This is a genomic window from Brevundimonas diminuta, assembly GCF_022654015.1.
Classification (GTDB): domain Bacteria; phylum Pseudomonadota; class Alphaproteobacteria; order Caulobacterales; family Caulobacteraceae; genus Brevundimonas; species Brevundimonas diminuta_C.
Genome location: NZ_CP073063.1, coordinates 707,442 through 726,132 on the forward strand (window position 1 = coordinate 707,442; position 18,691 = coordinate 726,132).

The window sequence follows — 18,691 nt, forward strand, 5'->3', positions numbered from 1 at the left end:
CAGCCCCAGGCTCGCTATCTATCGGACGTGTCCGACGAATCCGTCATTTCCGAAACCCGCCCGACTGGCGCCCAGCCGTGGGCGGACTTGCCGCCGGCGCTCGCCACGCCGCCGGGCGCAGGGGCGGTGTGTGACGAGGCGGGGGCCAGAAAGATCGGGCGCGGGGCGGCCGAGGGGTTCTTCAGCACGGGTGCGGTGATGGTCGCCCATGCGTCGCTGACGGCGCGCCGGTTGGGGCTGACCCCGCCGCCGAGGTCGACTGATTTGATGGATGTGCTGGAGCTTTACGCCTTCGTACGGCCGGCGCGCTTTTGTGCGCCGTCGCCCACGGGGCTGGCCCTGTCGCTTGGGCTGGCCGAGCCGAAGTCGGCGGAAGAACAGGCGGCGGCCTTGCGCGAGGCGGCGGGGCTGCTGCTACGCGAACTGGCCGATCCGGCCTATCCGGAGCGCGAGGCGGCCTATGTCCTGGCGCTGACGATGCAGCGGGCGGGCTGGGCCTGGGGCAAGCGGGTGGTTCAGGCGCTGGAGGCCGGCGGCGTGCGGGCGCGCCAGCATCGCGGGTCGGGCATGGATGTCTGGTCGCGGCTGACCGAATGGGAGGATGAGGCGCCGCGCGGCGAGGCGGGATCGGCGCCGGTCGACAGCGAGAGCGCCCGCATCCGGCTGGAAAAGCTGCTTCAGGCCTCGGGGCTGGACGAGACGCGGCCGACCCAATCGGACTACGCCGCCGAAGCCGCCTTCGCCTTTTCGCCGAGGAATGAGGAGGGGCGGCCCCGCATGCTGCTGGCCGAGGCGGGGACCGGCACGGGCAAGACGCTGGGCTATCTGGCGCCCGCCTCCCTGTGGGCCGAGCGGAACCAGGGAGCGGCCTGGATTTCGACCTATACCCGCGCGCTGCAACGTCAGATCGACCGCGAAAGCCATTCGCTGTGGCCCGATCCGGCCGAGCGCAAGAAGAAGGCGGTGATCCGCAAGGGGCGCGAGAACTATCTGTGCGTCCTGAACCTGCAGGACATGGTCCAGGCGGCTCAGCTGGGGAATGGCGACCTGATCGGCCTGGCGCTGGCCGGGCGATGGGCGCTGCATACGCGCGACGGCGACATGACGGGCGGGGACTTCCCCGGCTGGCTGCCTGGCCTGTTCGCCATGCCGGCCGCCCATGCGGCGGGAGCGGCCAATCTGGTGGATCGGCGCGGCGAGTGCGTCCATGCCGCCTGTCCGCACTACCGCACCTGTTTCGTCGAAAAGACGATCCGCGCCAGCCGCCGCGCGGATTTGGTCATCGCCAACCACGCCCTGGTCCTGACCCAGGCGGCGTTCGACGGCGCGCGCTCGGCGCGGGGCCAGAAGTCGGACGGTGAGACGGCGGCGCTGAAGCGGATCGTCTTCGATGAGGGCCACCACCTTTTCGACGCCGCCGACAGCGCCTTTTCCGCCTGCCTGTCGGGCCAGGAGGCGGCCGAGCTGCGCCGCTGGATCCGGGGGCCGGAGGGGCGGGGGCGTCGCGGCCGCGGGCTGGAGCAGCGGCTGGGCGACATGGTCAACGACAATGAGGCGGCGATGAAGGCGCTGCAGGACGCCATCCGGGCCTCGGCCGCTCTGCCGGGCGAAGGCGTGTCGGGCCGCGTCGCGCCGGCCTCGGGCGAGGTCAATCCCATCGGCCCGATCGAAGCCTTCCTGGCCGCCGCGTTGGATCAACTGCGCGCCCGCACGGCGGAGACCAACAGCAATGGCGGATTCGGGGGCGGGCCCGAGTTCGGCATGGAGTGCGCGCTGAAGCCGGTGACCGATCCGGTCGCCGAGACGGCGCGCGCGGCGGCTCAGGCCCTGGCCGCCATCGAGGCGCCGCTGCTGGCCCTGTCGCGACATCTGGAAGACATTCTCGACGACGAGGCGGCCGAGCTGGACGGGTCGCAACGGTCGCGCATCGAAGGGGCGCTGCGCGGGCTGGATCGGCGCGCTCGGATGACCTTGCCGGGGTGGCGTTCGATGCTGGCGGCGCTGGAGGATGGCGGCGATCAGCCCGATCCTGACTTCGTCGATTGGCTGTCGGCCGAGACGGCGTTCGGCCGCATCCACGACGTGGCCCTGCGCCGCCACTGGATCGACCCGACCGTTCCGCTGGAGGCCGCCGTGATCGTGCCGTCGCACGGGGTGTTGGTGACCTCCGCCACCCTGTCCGACCCCTTGCAGGAAGATCCGTTCGACCTGGCGCGGATGCGGACCGGCTCGGCGCGTCTGATCGAGCCGCCCCGCACCCTGAAAGTCGAGAGCCCGTTCGACTATGTCGCCAACAGCCGGGTCATCGTCGTCAACGACCTGGTCAAGGACGATCCGCGCCAGACGGCGGCGGCGATGCGCGAGCTGTTCCTGGCTGCGGGCGGCGGGGGCCTGGGCCTGTTCACCGCCATTCGCCGATTGAAGGCGGTCTATGAGCGGCTGGGGCCCGATCTGGCGAAGTCCGGCGTGCCTCTGTATGCCCAGCACGTCGATCCGCTGGAGGTCGGGGCGCTGGTGGACATGTTCCGGGTCGAGGAGAATTCCTGCCTGTTGGGCACTGATGCGGTGCGCGACGGGGTGGACGTGCCGGGACGGTCGCTGCGGGTGCTCGCCTTCGACCGTGTGCCGTGGCCGCGGCCGGACCTGCTGCACAAGGCGCGGCGCGAACGGTTGGGCGGCAAGGGTTATGACGATGCCCTGGCCCGCGCCCGCATCGCCCAGGCGTTCGGTCGGCTGATCCGGCGCGGCGACGACAAGGGGGTGTTCCTGATGCTGGACGCCGCCACCCCCACCCGCCTGTTCGCCAGCCTGCCGCCCGGGACCGAGGTCCAGCGCATGGGCTTGGCCGATGCGGTCGAACTGACCCGCAGTTTCCTGAATCCCGAGACGACGTAGGATGTCCAAGACCACGCCCGCCACCGTCGTCCTGACCAAGGCCGGCGTCGCCTTCTCTCTGTTTCCCTACGACTATGATCCCGACGCGCCGCGCGTGGGATTGCAGGCCGCCGAGGCGTTGGGCGTGGCGCCTGAGCAGGTGTTCAAGACCCTGATGGTCCTGGTCGACGGGGCTCCGGCCTGCGTCATCGTGCCGTCCGACTGCGAGGTCAGCATGAAGAAGCTGGCGGCGGTTCTGGGGGCCAAGTCAGGCCAGATGATGAAGCCGGCCGACGCCGAACGGCTGACCGGCTACAAGGTCGGCGGGGTCAGCCCGTTCGGCCAGCGAAAGGCCGTGCCGACCGCGATGGACGAAACCGCCATCCTGTTCGATCAGGTCCTGATCAATGGCGGTCAGCGGGGGCTTTTGCTGGGTCTGGCGCCGGAGGATGCGCGCCGGGTCGCGGATGCGGTGCTGGCCGACCTGACCGCCTAGAAGGGCGAGTTGCGGCGCGCTATAGGTCCGGCATGACCGACGCCTCGACGACCAAGCGACACAGCCGCAAGGGCCTGTATGCGCCCTTCATCCTGGTGCTGATCGCGCTGGCGGCCTGGACCGGATGGTGGATCTTCCTGACGCGCCAGATCGATACGCGGCTGGAGGCTCAGGTCCAGACCCTGCGTCAGGACGGCTGGGACATCCGCTTCGCCGACAAATCCATCACCGGCTGGCCGTTTCGCACCCATGTGGCCTTGACGAACCTGATCGTTCAGGCGCCGTCGGGCCATGCGATCAAGGCGTCCGAACTGACCGCAGAGGCCAACGCCTATCAGCCGACCAAATGGGTCGTGGTGGCTCCGCAAGGCCTGATGCTGACCCGCGCCGGCAAGGGCGAGGTCGCGGTCAAGGGCGACGCCATCCGCATGAGCGCCAGCGGCATCGATCAGCGCTGGCCCAATCTGGCGCTGGAGATGGTCAATCCGGTCTTCACGGCCCAGACCGGCGCCGAACCCTTCCCCATCGCCCGCGCAACGCGGATCGAATTCTACGCCCGGCCGCATCTTGAGGGCTCGACCGCGCCGACCGACGACGTCGATGTCATGTTCCGTTTGGTGGACGGGCAGGGGCGGGCGGACGGCCCCGTCGAAGGCTTCGCCCAGGACGGCCGGCTGACGACCCAGCTAGAGGCCGAGATCGGCCAGGCCAGCCTGCTGAAGACCGGCGGCGATGCGGCCGGCGTCTTCTCCGCCTGGACCAAGGCGGGCGGGACATTCCGCAATGTGCGCGGCGATCTGCAGGCCGGCGACAGCCGCGCGACCCTCTCCAGCGATGTGTTGCGAGCCGATGCGAACGGCCGGCTGACCGGCCAGGTCCAGCTTCAGGCGCAAAAGCCTCTGCCCGCCCTCGCTGGTTTGATGGCGACCCGACAGGGGCCGGTGAACCGGATCGGCGCGGCCGGGGTCGCCGCAGCAGCGGGCGCGGCCGAGGCGACGGGCAGGGAGCAGCTGCCGCTGACGCTGGTTTTCCGCGAGGGCCGCACCTGGCTCGGCCCCTTCCCACTGGCCCCGGCGCCCAAGCTGTTCTGATGGCCCTGCTGGACGAACCCGAAGCCGACGACGCCCTGCTGGCGCTGGATCGCGCCCTGGTCGAGGCGGTGCGGGCGCGGGTCGCCGCCGGTCCGCGCGACCGGGCCGACGCCTCGGCCATCGTCCTGCGTCAACTGCTGGACGGCGCCTCGGCGGATGAGGCTGCGGCGGTCAAGGCGGTGTGGGGGCGGATCGAGGTGGCGACCGGCCCCGCGCTGGTCGTGTGCGGCGGCGTGGCCCAGGCCCTGGCGACGGACCGCTATGGCCTGCGGTCGCGGCCCCTGTTTGCCGACGAGGCGTTGAAGGCGGCCGAGGCGGGCTCGCGCGCCGTGATCGACCTGTCGCCCGACCGGCCGTGGTGGGGCCGCCTGCTGGCGCGGCCCGAACTGAAGATCGTCGCCGCCCTGCCGGACGATCGGCGCAGCCGGCCGCAGGCCTTCGTCGTGTCCAAGGAGATGTCCGGCCCCACGGGCGACGACCGCAGCTTCTGGGTCACCGACAGCGGCTGGTCCGAGGCCAAGATCGTGGACGCCTTGAGCGACGCGGGACTGGTCGCCGATCCGCTGGCGGCGGCGGGCGGGTTGAAGCTGTTGATGCTGACGGGCTATGTGCAGGTCGATGACGGGCGGCTGAAGAGCGCGCCCGGACGAATGAGCGGCGTGATCGGCGCCGCCCCCATCTTCTGAGATCAAGGCTTTCCATGACCGACGCGACCCCAGGCCCCGTGACGCAGGGCCCTGCCCCCAAGCCCGGCATCCTCGACATCGCCCCCTATGTCGGCGGCAAGTCGTCCATCGCCGGCGTCGCCGAGCCGATGAAGCTGTCCTCCAACGAGAACATGCTCGGCGCGGGCGAAAAGGCGCGCGCGGCCTATGAGGCGGCGGTCAAGAATATTCACATCTATCCCGACGGCCGGGCGACCAAGCTGCGGAACGCGGTGTCGGAACTGCACGGGTTGGAGCCTGAGCGGCTGATCTTCGGCAACGGCTCGGACGAGGTTTTCGCCCTGTTGAACCAGACCTATCTGACGGCGGGCGACAACATCGTCTGCGGCCAGTACGGTTTCCTCGCCTACCGCATCAGCGCCCTGGGTTGCGAAGCCCAGGTCAAGCTGGCGCCCGAGCCGAACTTCAAGGCCGAGGTCGACGCCCTGCTGGCCCAGGTCGATGACCGCACCAAGATCGTCTATGTCTCCAATCCGTCCAACCCCACCGGCAGCTACAATACGGGCGAGGAAATCCGCCGCCTTCACGCCGCCCTGCCGGCCCACATCATCCTGGTCGTGGACGAGGCCTATGCGGAATATGTGACCGAGGCCGACTGGGAGACCGCCTTCCCGCTGGCCAAGGACGCCGAGAACATCGTCGTCACCCGCACCTTCTCGAAGATCCACGGACTGGGCGGTTTGCGCATCGGTTTCGGCTATGCGCCGGTGAAGGTCGCCGAGGCCATCGACCGCATCCGCCTGCCGTTCAATGTCTCGGTGCCGGGGCTGGAAGCCGCGACCGCCGCGCTGTCGGACGAGGCGCACCAGACGGCGTCGCGCGATCTGATCTCGAACTGGAAGCCGCGCCTGACCCAGGCTCTGCGCGGCTTCGGCTTCGAGGTTCTGCCCAGCGCCGGCAACTTCGTTCTGGTGGTGTTCGACGGGGCCGAACGCGCCGCCGCCGCCAACGACTATCTGAACACCAAGGGCATCATCGTCCGCCCTGTCGGCGGTTACGGCCTGCCCCAGGCCCTGCGGATCACCATCGGCACGGAAGACCAGAACCGCGCCGTCATCGACGCGCTGAGCGAGTTCGCGGCTCAGTAGGCGGTGAACGTGCGACGGATCGGCACATTGGCAGGCGGCGTGGTGTTGGGCCTTTCAGCCTGCGCCACGCCCTTGCCTCCACTTCCGACTGATCCTACCCAGCGATGTGAAGCGATGGGCGGCCTTGTGCTCGAAGGTCCGCCTATCTTGACTGCTGATGGCAAATCTGAACGTGGAACCTTCCTCAGTTGTCAGATTGATCCGCACGCAAGCGAGCGGGATGTGCGCCAAGCCCAAAGGGCTTGGCATGAGCGACAAAAAAGCTAGTCGCTGACGAGGCTCAGCCGCCGAAGCGACGGGCGATGAAGACGCCGGTGCGGACGGCGTCGTCGCTTTGCGACAGGGGGCTGTCGGCCACGTCGCCCAGGCGGCGTTCGTAGTTGAGCAAGGCCCCAGCGCCCCATTTGTCGCCGACCGGAACCAGCAGGACCAGGCTGGTGCCCGCACCCTGAAGCCCGCCGCCGGGGGAATAGGCGCTGATGCCGTTGGCGGCCGCCTCGGCGGTGCTGACGCCATAGTAGGCGTCGGCCAGTTTGGAATCGCCGCCGCGCACATAGACCGACGCGTTCAGCAGGCCGACCGGAGTCACGCGCTGATGGCCGACCGAGGCGTAATATTCCGTGCCCTCGCTGACGTCGGACACGTCGCGGCTGATCCGACCGCCGACCACCACATTGCCGGGCAGACGCTTGTAGGCGTAGGCGGCCAGGTCGGCGCCGAAGCCCGGACGATCCAGCGTCAGGCCCTCGATATCATCGGCCGAGAAGCGCGGCCGCAGTTGCAGGCCGGCGCGGAAGTCGTCGGTCTTGATCGCGTTCCAGCCCAGGCCGTCGATCGGGTTCAGATAGACCAGGTTGCGATAGTTCGCCGAAACCCACGGAGCGACCGTCGTCTTGGAGCCTGTGTCCCCGTTGGAATCGTTGCGATAGAGGACGCCCGCGCCGAGATCGACGGTCCAATTCTGGGGGGCGGGCCTGATCTGCTCATAGGGTTGCGACTGGGCCAGGGCGGAGCCGGCGACGGCGGCGAAGGCGACGGAGAGCAGAAGGGGACGAAGCATCGGGCGTTTCCATGAATGGCGCCCGAGCGGGGAGGTCAGGCCGGTCCAGAATGCGCAAGCTGGGCCTTTGGCTCCAGCAGCGCCAAAGACGCCGTCTCTATGCGACTTTCCAGCAACGCCATCATCGCGCCGCGCTTCAGCTGGGCCGGGATCGGCTCAAGGAATTCGAACACGACCGTCCCAGGATAGCGGCGGAAGCCGTGGGCCGGCCAGTGGACGCCGGAGTTGGTGGCGACGGGCCAGCAGGGGCCTTCCAAATCGCGATAGATGGCGGCGACGCCGGGCTTGTAGTCGCCGGGCACCCCCGGATCGTTGCGCGTGCCCTCGGGGAAGATGACGATCTGGCGGCCCTCGGCCAGGCGGTCGCGCGCCTGTCTCGTCATATCCTTCAGCGCCTTGGCGTGGCCCGCGCGATCCACGGCGATCATCTTCGACTTCCAGGCGAACCACCCGAAGAAGGGCAGGGGCATCAGTTCCTTCTTCATCACGAAACAGGCGTCGGGCAGGACGGCCAGCAGGGCCACGATATCCAGCATCCCCTGGTGTTTTGACGCGATCAGGGCGGCGCCGGACGGGGCGTGCTCCAGCCCGCGCACCTCGACCTTGACCCCCGCGATCCAGCGCAGGCCGAACAGGACGATCTTCGCCCACAGCTTGCACACGCCCTGAACATAGCGGTGCGGCAGCAGCAGCACCGGCGACAGGCCGATGGCGATGATCGGCATCGACAGATAGAGCCAGGCGGTGAAGATCAGGGAACGCAGGGTGTTCACTTAGGACGCGGCCTTTTCGTCAGGGGCGGTTTCGGTCTCGGCCGTGACGGCGGCGGGCCGGTCGCGGGTGATGCGACGCACGCCCTCACGGCCCAGGACGGCAAGGTATTTCATATATTCCAGCGTCATCCGCCGCGCGGTCACCGCGGCCCGCCACCAGCGCGCATTGTCCAGCGACGGGGTAGAGATGGCGTAGGGCGTCAGTTTCACGCCCGGCAGCTGGCCCCGGATTTCCACCAGCGATCGCGGCATATGATAGTCGGAGGTGACGACGATCAGGTTGCGATAGCCCTTGGCGCGGGTCCAGGCGGCGATCTCCTGGGCGTTGCCGACGGTGTCCTCGGCCTCGAAGCCCAGGTCGACGCAGCAGTTGAACAGGCGGCTGGAGCCGGGCGTCAGCTCGCGCAGCTCTTGGCGGCGCACCTCGCGATTGACGCCGGAGATCAGTACCCGTTCGCCCTTGCCCTGTTCCAACAGGCGGATGGCGGTGTTGACCCGCTCGGACGACGGACCGGTCAGGGCCACGATGGCGTCGGCGCGGGCGGGGTCGTCGGCCGGCGTCAGCTCGCGCACCCGGTGGGCGAAGGCGAACAGGCCGACCAGCCAGATCAGACCGGCGATGAAGATGACGCTCAACAGTCTCATGCGCCCCCTCCCTGTGTCGGCCCAGATACGCGCCCGGCTGACGCCAGCACGCGCATGGCGGCGAATCTCGCCGCGAGAACCGCAACCGTAGCCGCGAGCAGCGGGCAAGGCGAGAGCAAGGCCAGATCGCTCCAGCTGATCGGCAGGGCGGCCGTCAGGCCGCCCGATCCGCCGATGAACCGCAGGAGGATCAGAAGGATCGCCGCCAGCCCGGCGCCGATCGCGCCGGCGCCGGCCGCCATCAGGCCGAACCGCCGCTGGAACAGCCAGGCGATGGCCCCGTCGGTCGCGCCGTTCAGGCTCAGGGTCTCGATCACGCCTTGACCGGCCGCCAGGCCCGCCCGCGTCGCATAGGCGATGGCGGCGGCCGCAGCGAAGGCGACGGCCAGGAAGGCGGCGCCGGCCAGGACCGTGATCATGCCGGCGGACCGCTCGACCTCGCCGCGCCACAGGCTGTGATCGTCCACCGTGGCGTCCAGCCCGGCCTCGGCCAGGGCGCGGCTCAGGGTGACGGCGCTGGCGGGCGCCTGTGCGTTCAGTCGGACCGTCACCAGATGGGGCAGGGGCAGATCGGGCAGGACCGCGTCGCCCAGCCAGGGGCGCAGCAGATCCTCAGCCGCCTTGCGGCTCAGGGCGGCGGCCTCCTCCACCCCATCGACGCCGGACAGGGTCTCGGCCGCGCGGGCGGCGGCGGTGTCGCCGGTTTCGCCGACGCGGGGACGGACCTGCACGGTGGCCTCGGCGCCCAGCTGTCGGGCCCAGCCGTGCGCGGCGCGGTCGGCGGCAGAGGCGGCGACGGCGGCGAGACAGGCCAGGAAACACAGCACGGCGATGACGGTCATCAGCCACGGCTCGCCAGCCGCGGCGGGCGGCAGCAGGCCGGGCCGGCGGCTGGAGAGGCTGAAGTCTGACAGACGGATCATGCGGCGGCCCGCGAGGGTTCGCTGAGCCGTCCGGCCTCCAGCCTCAAGACGCGCGCGCCGGATCGCTGGGCCAAGGCCTCGTCATGGCTGGCGATCAGGACCGTGGCGCCCAGTTTGTTCAGCGACTGGAACAGCCGCAGCAGCTTGTCGGCCATGACGGCGTCCACGCTGCCGGTCGGTTCATCGGCCACGATCAGGCCGGGGCGGGTGATGACGGCGCGGGCGATGGCCAGCCGTTGCTTCTCACCGCCGGACAGGGCGGGGGGACGGGCCTCCATCCGGCGACCCAGGCCGACCCATTTCAGCATCTCGCGCACGTCGTCGGCGTACTCGGGCTCGGATAAGCCCGTGAGGCGCAGCGGCAGGGCGACATTGTCGAAGGCCGAAAGATGATCCAGCAGGCGGAAATCCTGAAACACCACGCCCATCCGCCGCCGAAAGGCCGGGATGTCGCGACGATCGATGCGCGTGACATCCGATCCGAACAGGCGGAGGGTTCCCGTCCGGGGTTGGTCCGCCAGCGTCAGCAGACGCAGCAACGAGGACTTTCCGGCCCCGGACGGCCCGGTAAGAAAGTGGAAAGAGCCGCGCGGCAAAATGAGGTTAACGTCCCGCAGCACGTCGGGCGCGCCGACATAGCCGAAGCCGACGCCGGACAGGCGAACGGTCTCGGTCATAGCGGCGGGTTCGGCGGGCGAGGACGGCATGGTATGTGTTTCAGGAACAGGGCGCGGCGTCGCGCCTTACGGGAGGGGGCGACAGCCTCGCAGTCAGCCACATGATACTGACCTGCCCCGCCTGCGCCACCAGCTATTTCATTCGTGACGAAGCCATAGGCCCCGAAGGTCGCAAGGTGCGCTGCCAATCGTGCGGCGAAGTCTGGCGCGCGACCCCCGACGAGCCGCTGGAACTGACCCTGACGCCCGAGCCGGCGGTCGCCGCCGTCGCGCCCGCAGCACCGCCCGAACCTGATCCTGCGCCGACGGCGGCCAGCCTGGCCGAAACGCCGGCGCCGGAACTGCCTCGCGCCTTCCGCGCCCGCGCCGATCGCCAGAAGAAGCTGCGCCGCGCCGCCACCCAGGGCGTGATCTGGGCGGGTCTGGCCAGCGTCTTCATCGGCCTGATCGTTTCGGCCTTCCTGTTCCGCGTCGAGATCGTCCAGGCCTTCCCCCGGGCGGCTTCGGCCTACAAATTCTTCGGCGCGCCGGTCAATCCGGTCGGGCTGGACTTCGAAGCGCTGACGGCCAAGGCTGCGCCGAACCATCCCGGCATGGTCGTGGTGTCCGGCGCCATCCGCAATGTGCGCGACGTCGAGATCGTCTCCCCGCCGATTCGCGTGGCCCTGCTGGACGCCGCCGGCGCCGAGGTCGGGTTCAAGATCGTAAAGATCGACGCGGCGCCGGTCCTGCCGGGCAAGGTCCAGGGCTTCGCCGCCCTGATCCCCGATCCGGGCGGCCACGGGGCGGGGATCGGCGTCGACTTCGCGCCGGCCAGCCCTTCGCCGGCCAAATCCCCAGCTGAACATGGAGGCCAGGAGGCGAAGGCCGCGCCCGCGCACGCGGCGCAGCCCGCCGCCGAAAGCTCTCAAGGACTGCGCTCGGCGACGGCGCCCGGCGCCGAGGCGCCGAACACGGCCGCGCCGATCGACGCGCGGCCGGTCGGGGCTGTGGACAAGGGGCATGGTGAGGCGGTATCGCCCTCGCATCATGGCTGATCCCTCCCCGACGCCGACCGTTCTTCTGTCCGAGGCCGAGGTGGCGCGCATCGTCGCCGACCTGGCCCAGCGCATCGCGCCCGTCATCGACGACGACACGGTCGCCGCCGTACTGCTGACCGGCGGCCTGTGGTTCGCCGCCGACCTGACCCGCGCCCTGTCGCGCGTCGGCCGCAACGTCCGTTTCGACGCCCTGTGGTTGGCCTCCTATGGCGACGAGCAAACCAGCCGGGGCCGGATCGACGTCTATGCGCCCTTCCAGCGCCCGATCGCGGGACGCCGCGTCCTGATCCTGGACGACGTGTTCGACACCGGCCTGTCGCTGGCCGAGGCCGTGCGCATCGCCAAGGACGCCGGCGCATCCGAAGTCCTGACCTGCGTCTTCGCCAGGAAGCCCTGGCCCAAGCCCCGCGCGCCCGAGCCGGACTTCGTCGGCTGGGAGGCGCCGAACCGCTTCCTGGTCGGCTATGGCCTGGACCACGCCGGCACGCTGAGGGGCCTGCCGGACATCTGCGCCCTCGACTGAGTTCAAGGCGCGGCGACAGCGGGGATAATCCGTCCGGGGCTGAATTTCCGCCCGGTTCGGCGTTGACTCTCCGACACCCTTCCGTATATGTCGCCGCTCTTCGCCGCCGGGGCCCTCTCCGGGGGCGTATCTTTTTTTGCGTTTGCGCTGAGGCTTCAACATGTACGCGGTGATCAAGACCGGCGGCAAGCAGTACCGGGTCCAACCGGGCGACACCATCGTCGTCGAAAAGCTCGACGGCGACGCCGGCGCTGAGCTGAAGTTCGACAGCGTCCTGATGCTGGGCGGCGACAAGGGCGTGACCCTGGGCGCCCCCCTGATCGACGGCGCCTTCGTCGGCGCGACCCTGGTCGAGACCCGCAAGGGTGAGAAGATCAAGATCTTCAAGAAGACCCGTCGCCAGGGCTATCGCCGCACGAACGGCCATCGCCAGATGGAATCGGTTCTGCGCATCACCGGCATCGAAGGCGCCGGCGAGACCGCCAAGTGGGACGGCAAGGTCGATCTGACCACCAAGGCCGAGATCAACCTTCGCGCTCGCAACCTGGCCGCTCGTGACGCTGCGTCCTCGCTGGGTTCGACCGAGACGGTCGTGACCGACGTGGACGGCGCCGAGGTCAAGGGCGTCGTGGTCGAGAGCTCGGCTCCCGCCAAGAAGGCCCCGGCCAAGAAGAAGGCTGCGCCCAAGGCTGAAGCCGCCGGCGACGAAGCCTAAGACATTCACCGGCGCTCACCGCGCCAGACCAGTTAAGAGAGACGTCCTCAAGTAGGCCGAAAGGCCGGTAGGATCCTCAAGAAAGTACGGAGCGGCAAGATGGCTCACAAGAAATCCGGTGGTTCGTCGCGTAACGGTCGCGACTCCGAGTCGAAGCGCCTTGGCGTGAAGAAGTATGGCGGCGAGCGCGTGCTGGCCGGCAACATCATCGTGCGCCAACGCGGCACCACCTTCCACGCCGGTGAGAACATGGGCATGGGCCGCGACCACACCCTGTTCGCCCTTACGAACGGCGCTGTGAAATTCACCACCAAACGTGGCGGCCGTTGTTACGTGTCGATCCTCGCGGCCAATGACGACGCCGCTCAGGCGATGGCCGCCGAGTAACGCAGTCTGGACCTTCCCGGATCGCGTTGCTCTTGCCAGCAGCCGATCCGGACCAGGGATGATAATCCGCGGGGAGTCTGGATCACCAGGCTCCCCGTTTGCGTTTCCCCGCCTCGAAGACCGTCCGAGCCCTTCAAGGAGATGGTCGACAATCCGAGGCAACGCCCATGTGCGTCATCGAAACCTCTCCCGTCGTCGAGACCCGGCGCCTGATCCTGCGCGCGCCTGCGCCCCAGGATGCGCCGCGCATCGCCGCCCTGGCCAACGACCTGGACATCGCGCGCATGACCAAGCGGATGCCGCATCCGTTTCAGATGCGCGACGCCGACGACTTCGTGCTGCAGGTCGCCTCGCAGGATCCCAGGCGAGCCAACACCTTCGTCATCGACCATGAGGATGTGGGGCCCATCGGCGTCATCGGTTTGTTCGAGGGCGAGGATCGGGTGCCGGAAACCGGCTACTGGATCGGGCGTGAATACTGGGGTCGGGGCTTCGCCACCGAGGCCCTGGACGCCGCCCTGGTCTGGGCCAGCCGCAAGTGGAAGCGCCGGGCGCTAGTCGCCGGCCATTTCGCCGACAATCCGGCCTCTGGCCGCGTTCTGGAAAAGGCCGGCTTTCTCTACACCGGCGAGACGCGCCGGGCGTGGAGCCGGGCGCGTCGGGCCGAGGCCGATACGCGCATGATGGTGTGGCTGGCCTGACGGCCAGCCCGCAATGTCAGCCGCCCGCCAGGGCAGGGCCATAGACGGCTGCGACAGCGACGGCGCCCACCACCAGCATCGCGCCCGCGCCGGCGATGAAGGTGGCGATGGTCTTGGACCGGCGCCGCCGCATGCCGCCCGCCTTGTACTTGCGGATGATGACCGACGGCCCTCGCGTAAAGGCCTCGGATCCTATGATATTGTGTTGGGACAAGAAAAAAGCTCCCCGAACTCTCGCACAGAAGCAGCGATCAGTCCGGGGCGCTCGTGGTCAGAAGATGGCGATCCGCGTTACCGGGGTCGCATCTTCGTGAGACGGGGCGTGCGGGTCACAGGGTGACGGAGACAACCCGGCCGCCGCGCGTCTGCACCGACTGCATCAGCACCAGGGGCGCATCGCCCGAGGTGACCGGCACGATCAGGAACCAGCCGCCGTCGGGCAGGCCGTCGAAGCGGAAGCGACCGTTCTCGCACCGCTCGGAGCGGACATAGTTGCGATAATCGGCGTTGGCGTCGGCGACGGTGCGCGCACGAACGACCGCGGCAGGCACGGCCGCGCGCTGGGTCGAGCCGTATAGGGTGCGAATGCGCGCGCGCGTATAGGGGGTGTCGGGCGTCAGGCCGACGCTGGCGACGCAATCGAAGGCCTTGCCGTCCCGGGCGAAGGCGATCTGGCCTTGAATGCTGTTGCGGCCGGGCATCTGGGACCAGCCGAAATCCGCCTCGTTGAAGGCGGCCGGGCCCCCGTTCGGCAGGCCGCCGCCAGCGGTCGGCGCGCAGGCGGAGAGGGCGGCGGCGGTCAGGGCGAGAGCCAGGCCAGGGGCGGCGAACGAACGGATCGACATGGGGCTTCCTCCGGGATTTCGGGGTCGTGGGGGACGACTTCTCCCACTATCGCACGACAGGCCGGGCGACTTCCACGCTCAAGATTCCCCCTCTGGACCCGGACCCGACAACGCGCGAAACAGGCCCGACAACGCGCCCAGTCGTCGAGGCGCGACAGCTCGGAAACGCCCCGCATGACCGTCACCTTCGCCGATATCCAAGCCGCGCGCACCCGGATCGCCGGCGCGGTCGACCGCACCCCGACCCGCTATTCCAGAAAGCTGTCGCAGCTGACGGGCGCCGAGGTCTGGGTGAAGTTCGACAATCTGCAATTCACAGGCAGCTTCAAGGAACGCGGCGCCCTGAACCGGTTGCTGATGCTGAGTCCCGAGGAGATGAAGCGCGGCGTGGTGGCCGCCAGCGCCGGCAACCACGCCCAGGCCCTGGCCTATCACGGCGGACGGCTGGGCGTGCCGGTGACCATCGTGATGCCCGAGGGCACGCCCTTCGCCAAGATCAACGGCACGCGCTCGCACGGCGCGACCGTGGTGATCGAGGGGCTGGACTTCACCGGCTCGACCGAGGCGGCCAAGCGGCTGGAAGCGGAGAAAGGCTATGTCTTCGTCTCGGCCTTCGACGACGAAGGTATCGTGGCGGGCCAGGGCGTCTGCGCGATCGAGCTTCTGGAGGATGCGCCCGAGGTCGAGGCCTTGATCATCCCCATCGGCGGCGGCGGGCTGATCGCCGGCTGCGCCATCGCGGCCAAGGCGATGAAGCCGGACATCAAGGTCTTCGGCGTCGAGGCCGCGCGCTATCCGTCCTTCACCGCCAAACGCGCGGGCCAGCCGCCGGTCTGCACCGGCCAGACCATCGCCGAGGGCATCGCCATCAAGGCGGTGGGCGACATCCCCTTCGCCCTGGCCGATCCGCTGGTGGACGAGGTCTTCGTCTGCCAGGAAGCCGACTTCGAACGGGCCGTCGCCACCTATGTCACCTATGAGAAGACGGTGTCCGAAGGCGCGGGCGCGGGCGGTCTGGCGGCGCTTCTGGCCTATCCCGACCGGTTCAAGGGGATGAAGGTCGGGCTGGAGCTGTGCGGCGGAAACATCGATGCGCGGATGCTGGCGGTCGTCTTAAACCGCGAGATGGTCCGAGAGCGGAGATTGATCGTCTATCGCATTCTGGGCGACGACCGACCCGGCATGTTGTCGGCCATGGCGGCGGTGATCGGCGGTCTGGGCGGCAATATCATCGACGTGGTCCACAACCGTCTGGCGCTGGACGTGCCGGCCAAGGGCGCCGAGTTCGACATCATGGTCGAAACGCGCGATAGCGCCCACGCCGACGAGATCGGCAAGGCCTTGAAGGAACGCGGCTATGAACTTCGGATGGGGTAAGGCGGCGCTGCTGAGCGCTGTGCTTCTGGCGGGCTGCGGCCAGGCCGAGCCGGTCGATCCGAACGCGGGCAAGGTCGAGGCGGCCGCCTTCATGACGAAGAACGCCACGGAAGAGGGCGTCCAGACCCTGCCCAGCGGCCTGCAATACAAGGTGGTGCAGGCGGGGCCGGCGGGCGGCGTCAGCCCGGACCGCAACGACCTGGTCAAGGTCGATTACGAGGGCAAGCTGGTCGACAACAGCGTGTTCGACAGCTCGTTCGCACGCGGCGCGCCGGCGGTGTTCACGCCCGAGGAAGTGGTCAAGGGCTGGACCGAAGCCTTGCAGAAGATGCGCGTCGGCGACGAATGGCTGCTCTATGTCCCGCCCGAGCTGGGCTATGGCGAGCGGAGCAGTCCCAAGATCCCGGCCAACTCAGTGCTGATCTTCCGCCTGAAACTGCTGGACGTGGCCAAGGTGCCCGGCGGCGGATCGGGCGTCGGGATCGCCATGGGGTGACGGCTGGCGCAATCTATCTCCTCCCCACTTTGTGGGGAGGTGGCTCGGAGCGAAGCGGAGAGACGGAGGGGGTTCTTTGCTTGATCAAAAGCGTGTGGGGGACTTCAAGAGCCCCTCCACCACGCTACGCGCGGTCCCCCTCCCCGCTTCGCAGGGAGGAGACCTTAAGTGCGCCGCCACTCCACCAGAACCCGGGAGTCGGTCTCGGTCGTCGTCTCGGCTAGGGCAGTGAACTCGGCCGGCGGCGTCAGCCGCGACAGCGCCCAGACGACGGCGCCGCGCACCAGGGGCGAGGGGTCGTCCAGCAGGGCTTTCGTCGGGGCGACGAGTGTCGCGTCGCCCGAGTTGCCGACGGCGTAGAGGACGTTCCTCAGGAAGCGGTCGCGGCCGATCCGCTTGACCGGGCTCTTGGTGAACAGGGCGCGGAAGGCGGCGTCGTCCAGCGCCAGCAGATCATGCAGGCGCGGGCTTTCGAAGGCCGGGCGGGGCGCCAGCCGGATTTCGCGGGCTTCCTGCGCGAACTTGTTCCACGGGCAGACCGCCAGGCAATCGTCGCAGCCATAGAGGCGCGATCCGGTCAGGGTGCGGAGCTCGACCGGCCAGGGACCGGCGAACTCGATGGTCAGGTAGGACAGGCAGCGTCGGGCGTCGAGCTGGAACGGGGCAGGGAAGGCCTTGGTCGGACAGGCGTCCAGACAGGCGGTGCAGCGGCCGCAATGTTCGGTCTCGGCCGCGTCCGGTTCGATCTCGGCGGCGGTCAGGATGGTCCCCAGGAACAGCCAGTTGCCGTGGGTGCGGCTGAGCAGATTGGTGTGCTTGCCTTGCCAACCCAGGCCGGCGCGCTGGGCCAGCGGCTTTTCCATCAGGGGGGCGGTGTCGACGAAGACCTTGATGTCCGCGCCATTGCGGGCGGCGATCTGACCCGCCAGCTGTTTCAGTCGGCCCTTGATGACCTCATGATAGTCGTCGCCGCGCGCATAGACGGAGATGTAGCCGGCCGAACGGTCGGCCAGCTGATCCAGCGGGTTCTGCTCAGGGCCGTAGTTCATGCCCAGGACGATGGCGGTCCGGGCCTCGTCCCACATAGCGGTGGGGTGCTGGCGGCGATCCAGCGTCGTTTCCATCCATTCCATGTCGCCATGCCGGCCCTCGTCCACGAAATGCCGCAGCCGCTCGCCCGCCGGCCAGGCGTCGGCCGCCGAGGCGAACCGGCAGACATCGAAGCCGAGCTCGGCCGCGCGCTGGCGGATGAAGGTTTTCAGGCGGTCGGACACGGGGCGGGGGATAGCACGTATTGTCTTTACCGCCCGACGCAAAGAGCAAACGCTTCTACCTCCCCGTCCGGGGAGGGTCGTCGCGCAGCGACGGGGTGGGGCGGCCCGGCTGGGCCGCACGTGCTTGAAATGAAGATATATCGTGGGACGTCGCCTTGCCGCCCCCACCCGACCTCCCCCCGGTCAAGCTGGGGGTCGGCCACCCTCACCGGACGAGGAGGGAAGGATTTTGCGCTATCGCCTCAGAAATCCAGATCCGCGTACCAGGCTGAGGGCGGCACGCCGACGAAGCGGTCGGCGAGCAGGGGGCGGAAGCAGGGGCGGGACTTGAGCTTGGAGTACCAGGTCTTAAGGCCGGGCCAGGTCTTCCACTGAACCTCGCCGAAATAGTCCAGCACCGACAGGTGGGCGGCGGCGATCAGGTCGGCCTGGGACAGGCGACGGCCGGCCAGCCAGTCGCGGGCGGCGACCAAATCCTCCAGCATGGCGAGGTGGGATTTCAGCGCGTCGCGGCCGTCGCGCAGGGCGCGGGCCTCGGGCGGACCCAGCTTGAGCAGGGGTTTCTCCATCCGCTCGTGCAGCAGGACGGCGTCGACCTCGTCCATGAAGCGGCGCTCGAACCAGCCGGTCAGGCGGCGCGCCTCGGCCCGTTCGGCGAGGTCGGCGGGCAGTAGCAGCGGCCCCTTCTGCTGATCCTCGATCCAGCCCAGGATGGCGGGCAGTTCGCACAGCACCAACGGGCGGCCGCGATCCATCGTCTGGATCACCGGCGGCAGGCCGGACGGATTGAAGTCATTGACCGGGCAATCGTCTTCCCACGGACGGACCGGGGTGTCGGTCCATTCGATCCGCGCCTCGCCCAGCGCCAGTCGCGCGGCGCGCGAGGCGGGCTGGAAGGCGAAGTGGAAGAGAACGCAAGGGTCGGCCATCAGGGGTTGATGCGCCCGGACCCGTTAATGCGCATTTACTGCATTGAAATTG

21 protein-coding genes are annotated in these 18,691 nt (G+C 69.0%); 12 read left to right on the forward strand and 9 right to left on the reverse strand.

The window, feature by feature from the left end; translation table 11 throughout:
* Window positions 1-27 precede the first annotated feature (27 nt).
* Genes KAK88_RS03425 through hisC form a run of 5 tightly spaced genes read left to right on the forward strand, consistent with a single transcriptional unit; the run spans window position 28 to window position 6,274 of the window.
* Window positions 28-2,895, forward strand: coding sequence for an ATP-dependent DNA helicase (locus KAK88_RS03425; protein ID WP_242077874.1), 2,868 nt, complete (start codon window positions 28-30; stop codon window positions 2,893-2,895).
* 1 nt (window position 2,896) lies between these two features.
* Complete coding sequence (gene ybaK / locus KAK88_RS03430; protein ID WP_242077875.1) at window positions 2,897-3,370, forward strand: Cys-tRNA(Pro) deacylase; 474 nt, start codon at window positions 2,897-2,899, stop codon at window positions 3,368-3,370.
* Window positions 3,371-3,402: 32 nt separating this feature from the next.
* Window positions 3,403-4,461, forward strand: coding sequence for a DUF2125 domain-containing protein (locus KAK88_RS03435; RefSeq protein ID WP_242077876.1), 1,059 nt, complete (start codon window positions 3,403-3,405; stop codon window positions 4,459-4,461).
* The gene (locus KAK88_RS03440; RefSeq protein WP_242077877.1) at window positions 4,461-5,147 is read left to right on the forward strand and encodes a hypothetical protein; all 687 of its coding nucleotides are present in this window, start codon (window positions 4,461-4,463) and stop codon (window positions 5,145-5,147) included. Before KAK88_RS03435 ends, KAK88_RS03440 begins: the two co-directional genes overlap by 1 nt.
* A gap of 14 nt (window positions 5,148-5,161) precedes the next feature.
* A complete protein-coding gene (gene hisC / locus KAK88_RS03445; protein WP_242077878.1) occupies window positions 5,162-6,274 on the forward strand; it encodes a histidinol-phosphate transaminase in 1,113 nt (370 codons plus the stop codon).
* 280 nt (window positions 6,275-6,554) lie between these two features.
* On the opposite strand, the gene KAK88_RS03450 is transcribed toward hisC, so the two are convergent.
* The 5 genes from KAK88_RS03450 to KAK88_RS03470 are packed head-to-tail and all read right to left on the reverse strand — an operon-like array spanning window position 6,555 to window position 10,352.
* On the reverse strand, window positions 6,555-7,334 hold the full coding sequence (locus KAK88_RS03450) for a MipA/OmpV family protein (protein ID WP_242077879.1): 780 nt from the start codon (window positions 7,332-7,334) through the stop codon (window positions 6,555-6,557).
* A gap of 35 nt (window positions 7,335-7,369) precedes the next feature.
* A complete protein-coding gene (locus tag KAK88_RS03455) occupies window positions 7,370-8,107 on the reverse strand; it encodes a lysophospholipid acyltransferase family protein (protein ID WP_242077880.1) in 738 nt (245 codons plus the stop codon).
* The gene (locus KAK88_RS03460) at window positions 8,108-8,752 is read right to left on the reverse strand and encodes a YdcF family protein (protein WP_242077881.1); all 645 of its coding nucleotides are present in this window, start codon (window positions 8,750-8,752) and stop codon (window positions 8,108-8,110) included.
* Complete coding sequence (locus tag KAK88_RS03465) at window positions 8,749-9,675, reverse strand: cell division protein FtsX (protein ID WP_242077882.1); 927 nt, start codon at window positions 9,673-9,675, stop codon at window positions 8,749-8,751. Before KAK88_RS03465 ends, KAK88_RS03460 begins: the two co-directional genes overlap by 4 nt.
* Window positions 9,672-10,352, reverse strand: coding sequence for a cell division ATP-binding protein FtsE (locus tag KAK88_RS03470; RefSeq protein WP_242077883.1), 681 nt, complete (start codon window positions 10,350-10,352; stop codon window positions 9,672-9,674). The genes KAK88_RS03465 and KAK88_RS03470 overlap by 4 nt, the downstream gene beginning before the upstream one ends.
* A gap of 101 nt (window positions 10,353-10,453) precedes the next feature.
* Between KAK88_RS03470 and KAK88_RS03475 the strand changes: the two genes are divergently transcribed.
* The 5 genes from KAK88_RS03475 (at window position 10,454) to KAK88_RS03495 (ending at window position 13,718) form a co-directional block, all read left to right on the forward strand.
* Window positions 10,454-11,389: an MJ0042-type zinc finger domain-containing protein gene (locus KAK88_RS03475; protein WP_242077884.1), complete on the forward strand. Its 936-nt coding sequence runs from the start codon at window positions 10,454-10,456 to the stop codon at window positions 11,387-11,389.
* Window positions 11,382-11,915 carry a phosphoribosyltransferase gene (locus tag KAK88_RS03480; RefSeq protein WP_055754434.1) on the forward strand — a complete coding sequence of 178 codons (534 nt, stop codon included), beginning with the start codon at window positions 11,382-11,384 and terminating at the stop codon, window positions 11,913-11,915. The genes KAK88_RS03475 and KAK88_RS03480 overlap by 8 nt, the downstream gene beginning before the upstream one ends.
* 160 nt (window positions 11,916-12,075) lie before the next feature.
* Window positions 12,076-12,630 (forward strand): 50S ribosomal protein L21, encoded by a 555-nt coding sequence (rplU, locus tag KAK88_RS03485; protein ID WP_091750606.1) that lies wholly within the window; start codon window positions 12,076-12,078, stop codon window positions 12,628-12,630.
* A 99-nt stretch (window positions 12,631-12,729) separates the two neighbouring features.
* Window positions 12,730-13,017 carry a 50S ribosomal protein L27 gene (gene rpmA / locus KAK88_RS03490; RefSeq protein WP_039244031.1) on the forward strand — a complete coding sequence of 96 codons (288 nt, stop codon included), beginning with the start codon at window positions 12,730-12,732 and terminating at the stop codon, window positions 13,015-13,017.
* 167 nt (window positions 13,018-13,184) lie between these two features.
* Entirely contained in the window at window positions 13,185-13,718 is a 534-nt protein-coding gene (locus KAK88_RS03495) for a GNAT family N-acetyltransferase (RefSeq protein ID WP_045810625.1), read from the forward strand.
* A gap of 16 nt (window positions 13,719-13,734) precedes the next feature.
* Here the strand turns inward: KAK88_RS03495 and KAK88_RS03500 are convergent, their stop codons facing one another.
* Window positions 13,735-13,932 (reverse strand): hypothetical protein, encoded by a 198-nt coding sequence (locus tag KAK88_RS03500; RefSeq protein ID WP_039244035.1) that lies wholly within the window; start codon window positions 13,930-13,932, stop codon window positions 13,735-13,737.
* A gap of 115 nt (window positions 13,933-14,047) precedes the next feature.
* Window positions 14,048-14,563, reverse strand: a complete 516-nt coding sequence (locus KAK88_RS03505; protein ID WP_055807750.1) for a hypothetical protein — start codon at window positions 14,561-14,563, stop codon at window positions 14,048-14,050.
* Window positions 14,564-14,737: 174 nt separating this feature from the next.
* On the opposite strand from KAK88_RS03505, the gene KAK88_RS03510 reads away from it, so the two are divergent.
* Window positions 14,738-15,940, forward strand: coding sequence for a threonine ammonia-lyase (locus tag KAK88_RS03510; RefSeq protein ID WP_242077885.1), 1,203 nt, complete (start codon window positions 14,738-14,740; stop codon window positions 15,938-15,940).
* Window positions 15,921-16,436 carry an FKBP-type peptidyl-prolyl cis-trans isomerase gene (locus tag KAK88_RS03515; RefSeq protein ID WP_242077886.1) on the forward strand — a complete coding sequence of 172 codons (516 nt, stop codon included), beginning with the start codon at window positions 15,921-15,923 and terminating at the stop codon, window positions 16,434-16,436. Before KAK88_RS03510 ends, KAK88_RS03515 begins: the two co-directional genes overlap by 20 nt.
* A gap of 164 nt (window positions 16,437-16,600) precedes the next feature.
* On the opposite strand, the gene queG is transcribed toward KAK88_RS03515, so the two are convergent.
* On the reverse strand, window positions 16,601-17,710 hold the full coding sequence (queG, locus tag KAK88_RS03520) for a tRNA epoxyqueuosine(34) reductase QueG (RefSeq protein ID WP_242077887.1): 1,110 nt from the start codon (window positions 17,708-17,710) through the stop codon (window positions 16,601-16,603).
* Between the two features lie 242 nt (window positions 17,711-17,952).
* A complete protein-coding gene (locus tag KAK88_RS03525; RefSeq protein WP_242077888.1) occupies window positions 17,953-18,639 on the reverse strand; it encodes an FtsZ-binding protein FzlA in 687 nt (228 codons plus the stop codon).
* Window positions 18,640-18,691: the final 52 nt, after the last annotated feature.

Excerpts from the sequence above, each read along its gene's own strand:
- ybaK (WP_242077875.1), top strand. The coding sequence starts at position 2,897 with ATGTCCAAGACCACGCCCGCCACCGTCGTCCTGACCAAGGCCGGCGTC.
- KAK88_RS03435 (WP_242077876.1), top strand. The coding sequence starts at position 3,403 with ATGACCGACGCCTCGACGACCAAGCGACACAGCCGCAAGGGCCTGTAT.
- KAK88_RS03440 (WP_242077877.1), top strand. The coding sequence starts at position 4,461 with ATGGCCCTGCTGGACGAACCCGAAGCCGACGACGCCCTGCTGGCGCTG.
- hisC (WP_242077878.1), top strand. The coding sequence starts at position 5,162 with ATGACCGACGCGACCCCAGGCCCCGTGACGCAGGGCCCTGCCCCCAAG.
- KAK88_RS03450 (WP_242077879.1), bottom strand. The coding sequence starts at position 7,334 with ATGCTTCGTCCCCTTCTGCTCTCCGTCGCCTTCGCCGCCGTCGCCGGC.
- KAK88_RS03460 (WP_242077881.1), bottom strand. The coding sequence starts at position 8,752 with ATGAGACTGTTGAGCGTCATCTTCATCGCCGGTCTGATCTGGCTGGTC.
- KAK88_RS03465 (WP_242077882.1), bottom strand. The coding sequence starts at position 9,675 with ATGATCCGTCTGTCAGACTTCAGCCTCTCCAGCCGCCGGCCCGGCCTG.
- KAK88_RS03470 (WP_242077883.1), bottom strand. The coding sequence starts at position 10,352 with ATGACCGAGACCGTTCGCCTGTCCGGCGTCGGCTTCGGCTATGTCGGC.
- KAK88_RS03475 (WP_242077884.1), top strand. The coding sequence starts at position 10,454 with ATGATACTGACCTGCCCCGCCTGCGCCACCAGCTATTTCATTCGTGAC.
- KAK88_RS03480 (WP_055754434.1), top strand. The coding sequence starts at position 11,382 with ATGGCTGATCCCTCCCCGACGCCGACCGTTCTTCTGTCCGAGGCCGAG.
- rplU (WP_091750606.1), top strand. The coding sequence starts at position 12,076 with ATGTACGCGGTGATCAAGACCGGCGGCAAGCAGTACCGGGTCCAACCG.
- rpmA (WP_039244031.1), top strand. The coding sequence starts at position 12,730 with ATGGCTCACAAGAAATCCGGTGGTTCGTCGCGTAACGGTCGCGACTCC.
- KAK88_RS03495 (WP_045810625.1), top strand. The coding sequence starts at position 13,185 with ATGTGCGTCATCGAAACCTCTCCCGTCGTCGAGACCCGGCGCCTGATC.
- KAK88_RS03505 (WP_055807750.1), bottom strand. The coding sequence starts at position 14,563 with ATGTCGATCCGTTCGTTCGCCGCCCCTGGCCTGGCTCTCGCCCTGACC.
- KAK88_RS03510 (WP_242077885.1), top strand. The coding sequence starts at position 14,738 with ATGACCGTCACCTTCGCCGATATCCAAGCCGCGCGCACCCGGATCGCC.
- KAK88_RS03515 (WP_242077886.1), top strand. The coding sequence starts at position 15,921 with ATGAACTTCGGATGGGGTAAGGCGGCGCTGCTGAGCGCTGTGCTTCTG.
- KAK88_RS03525 (WP_242077888.1), bottom strand. The coding sequence starts at position 18,639 with ATGGCCGACCCTTGCGTTCTCTTCCACTTCGCCTTCCAGCCCGCCTCG.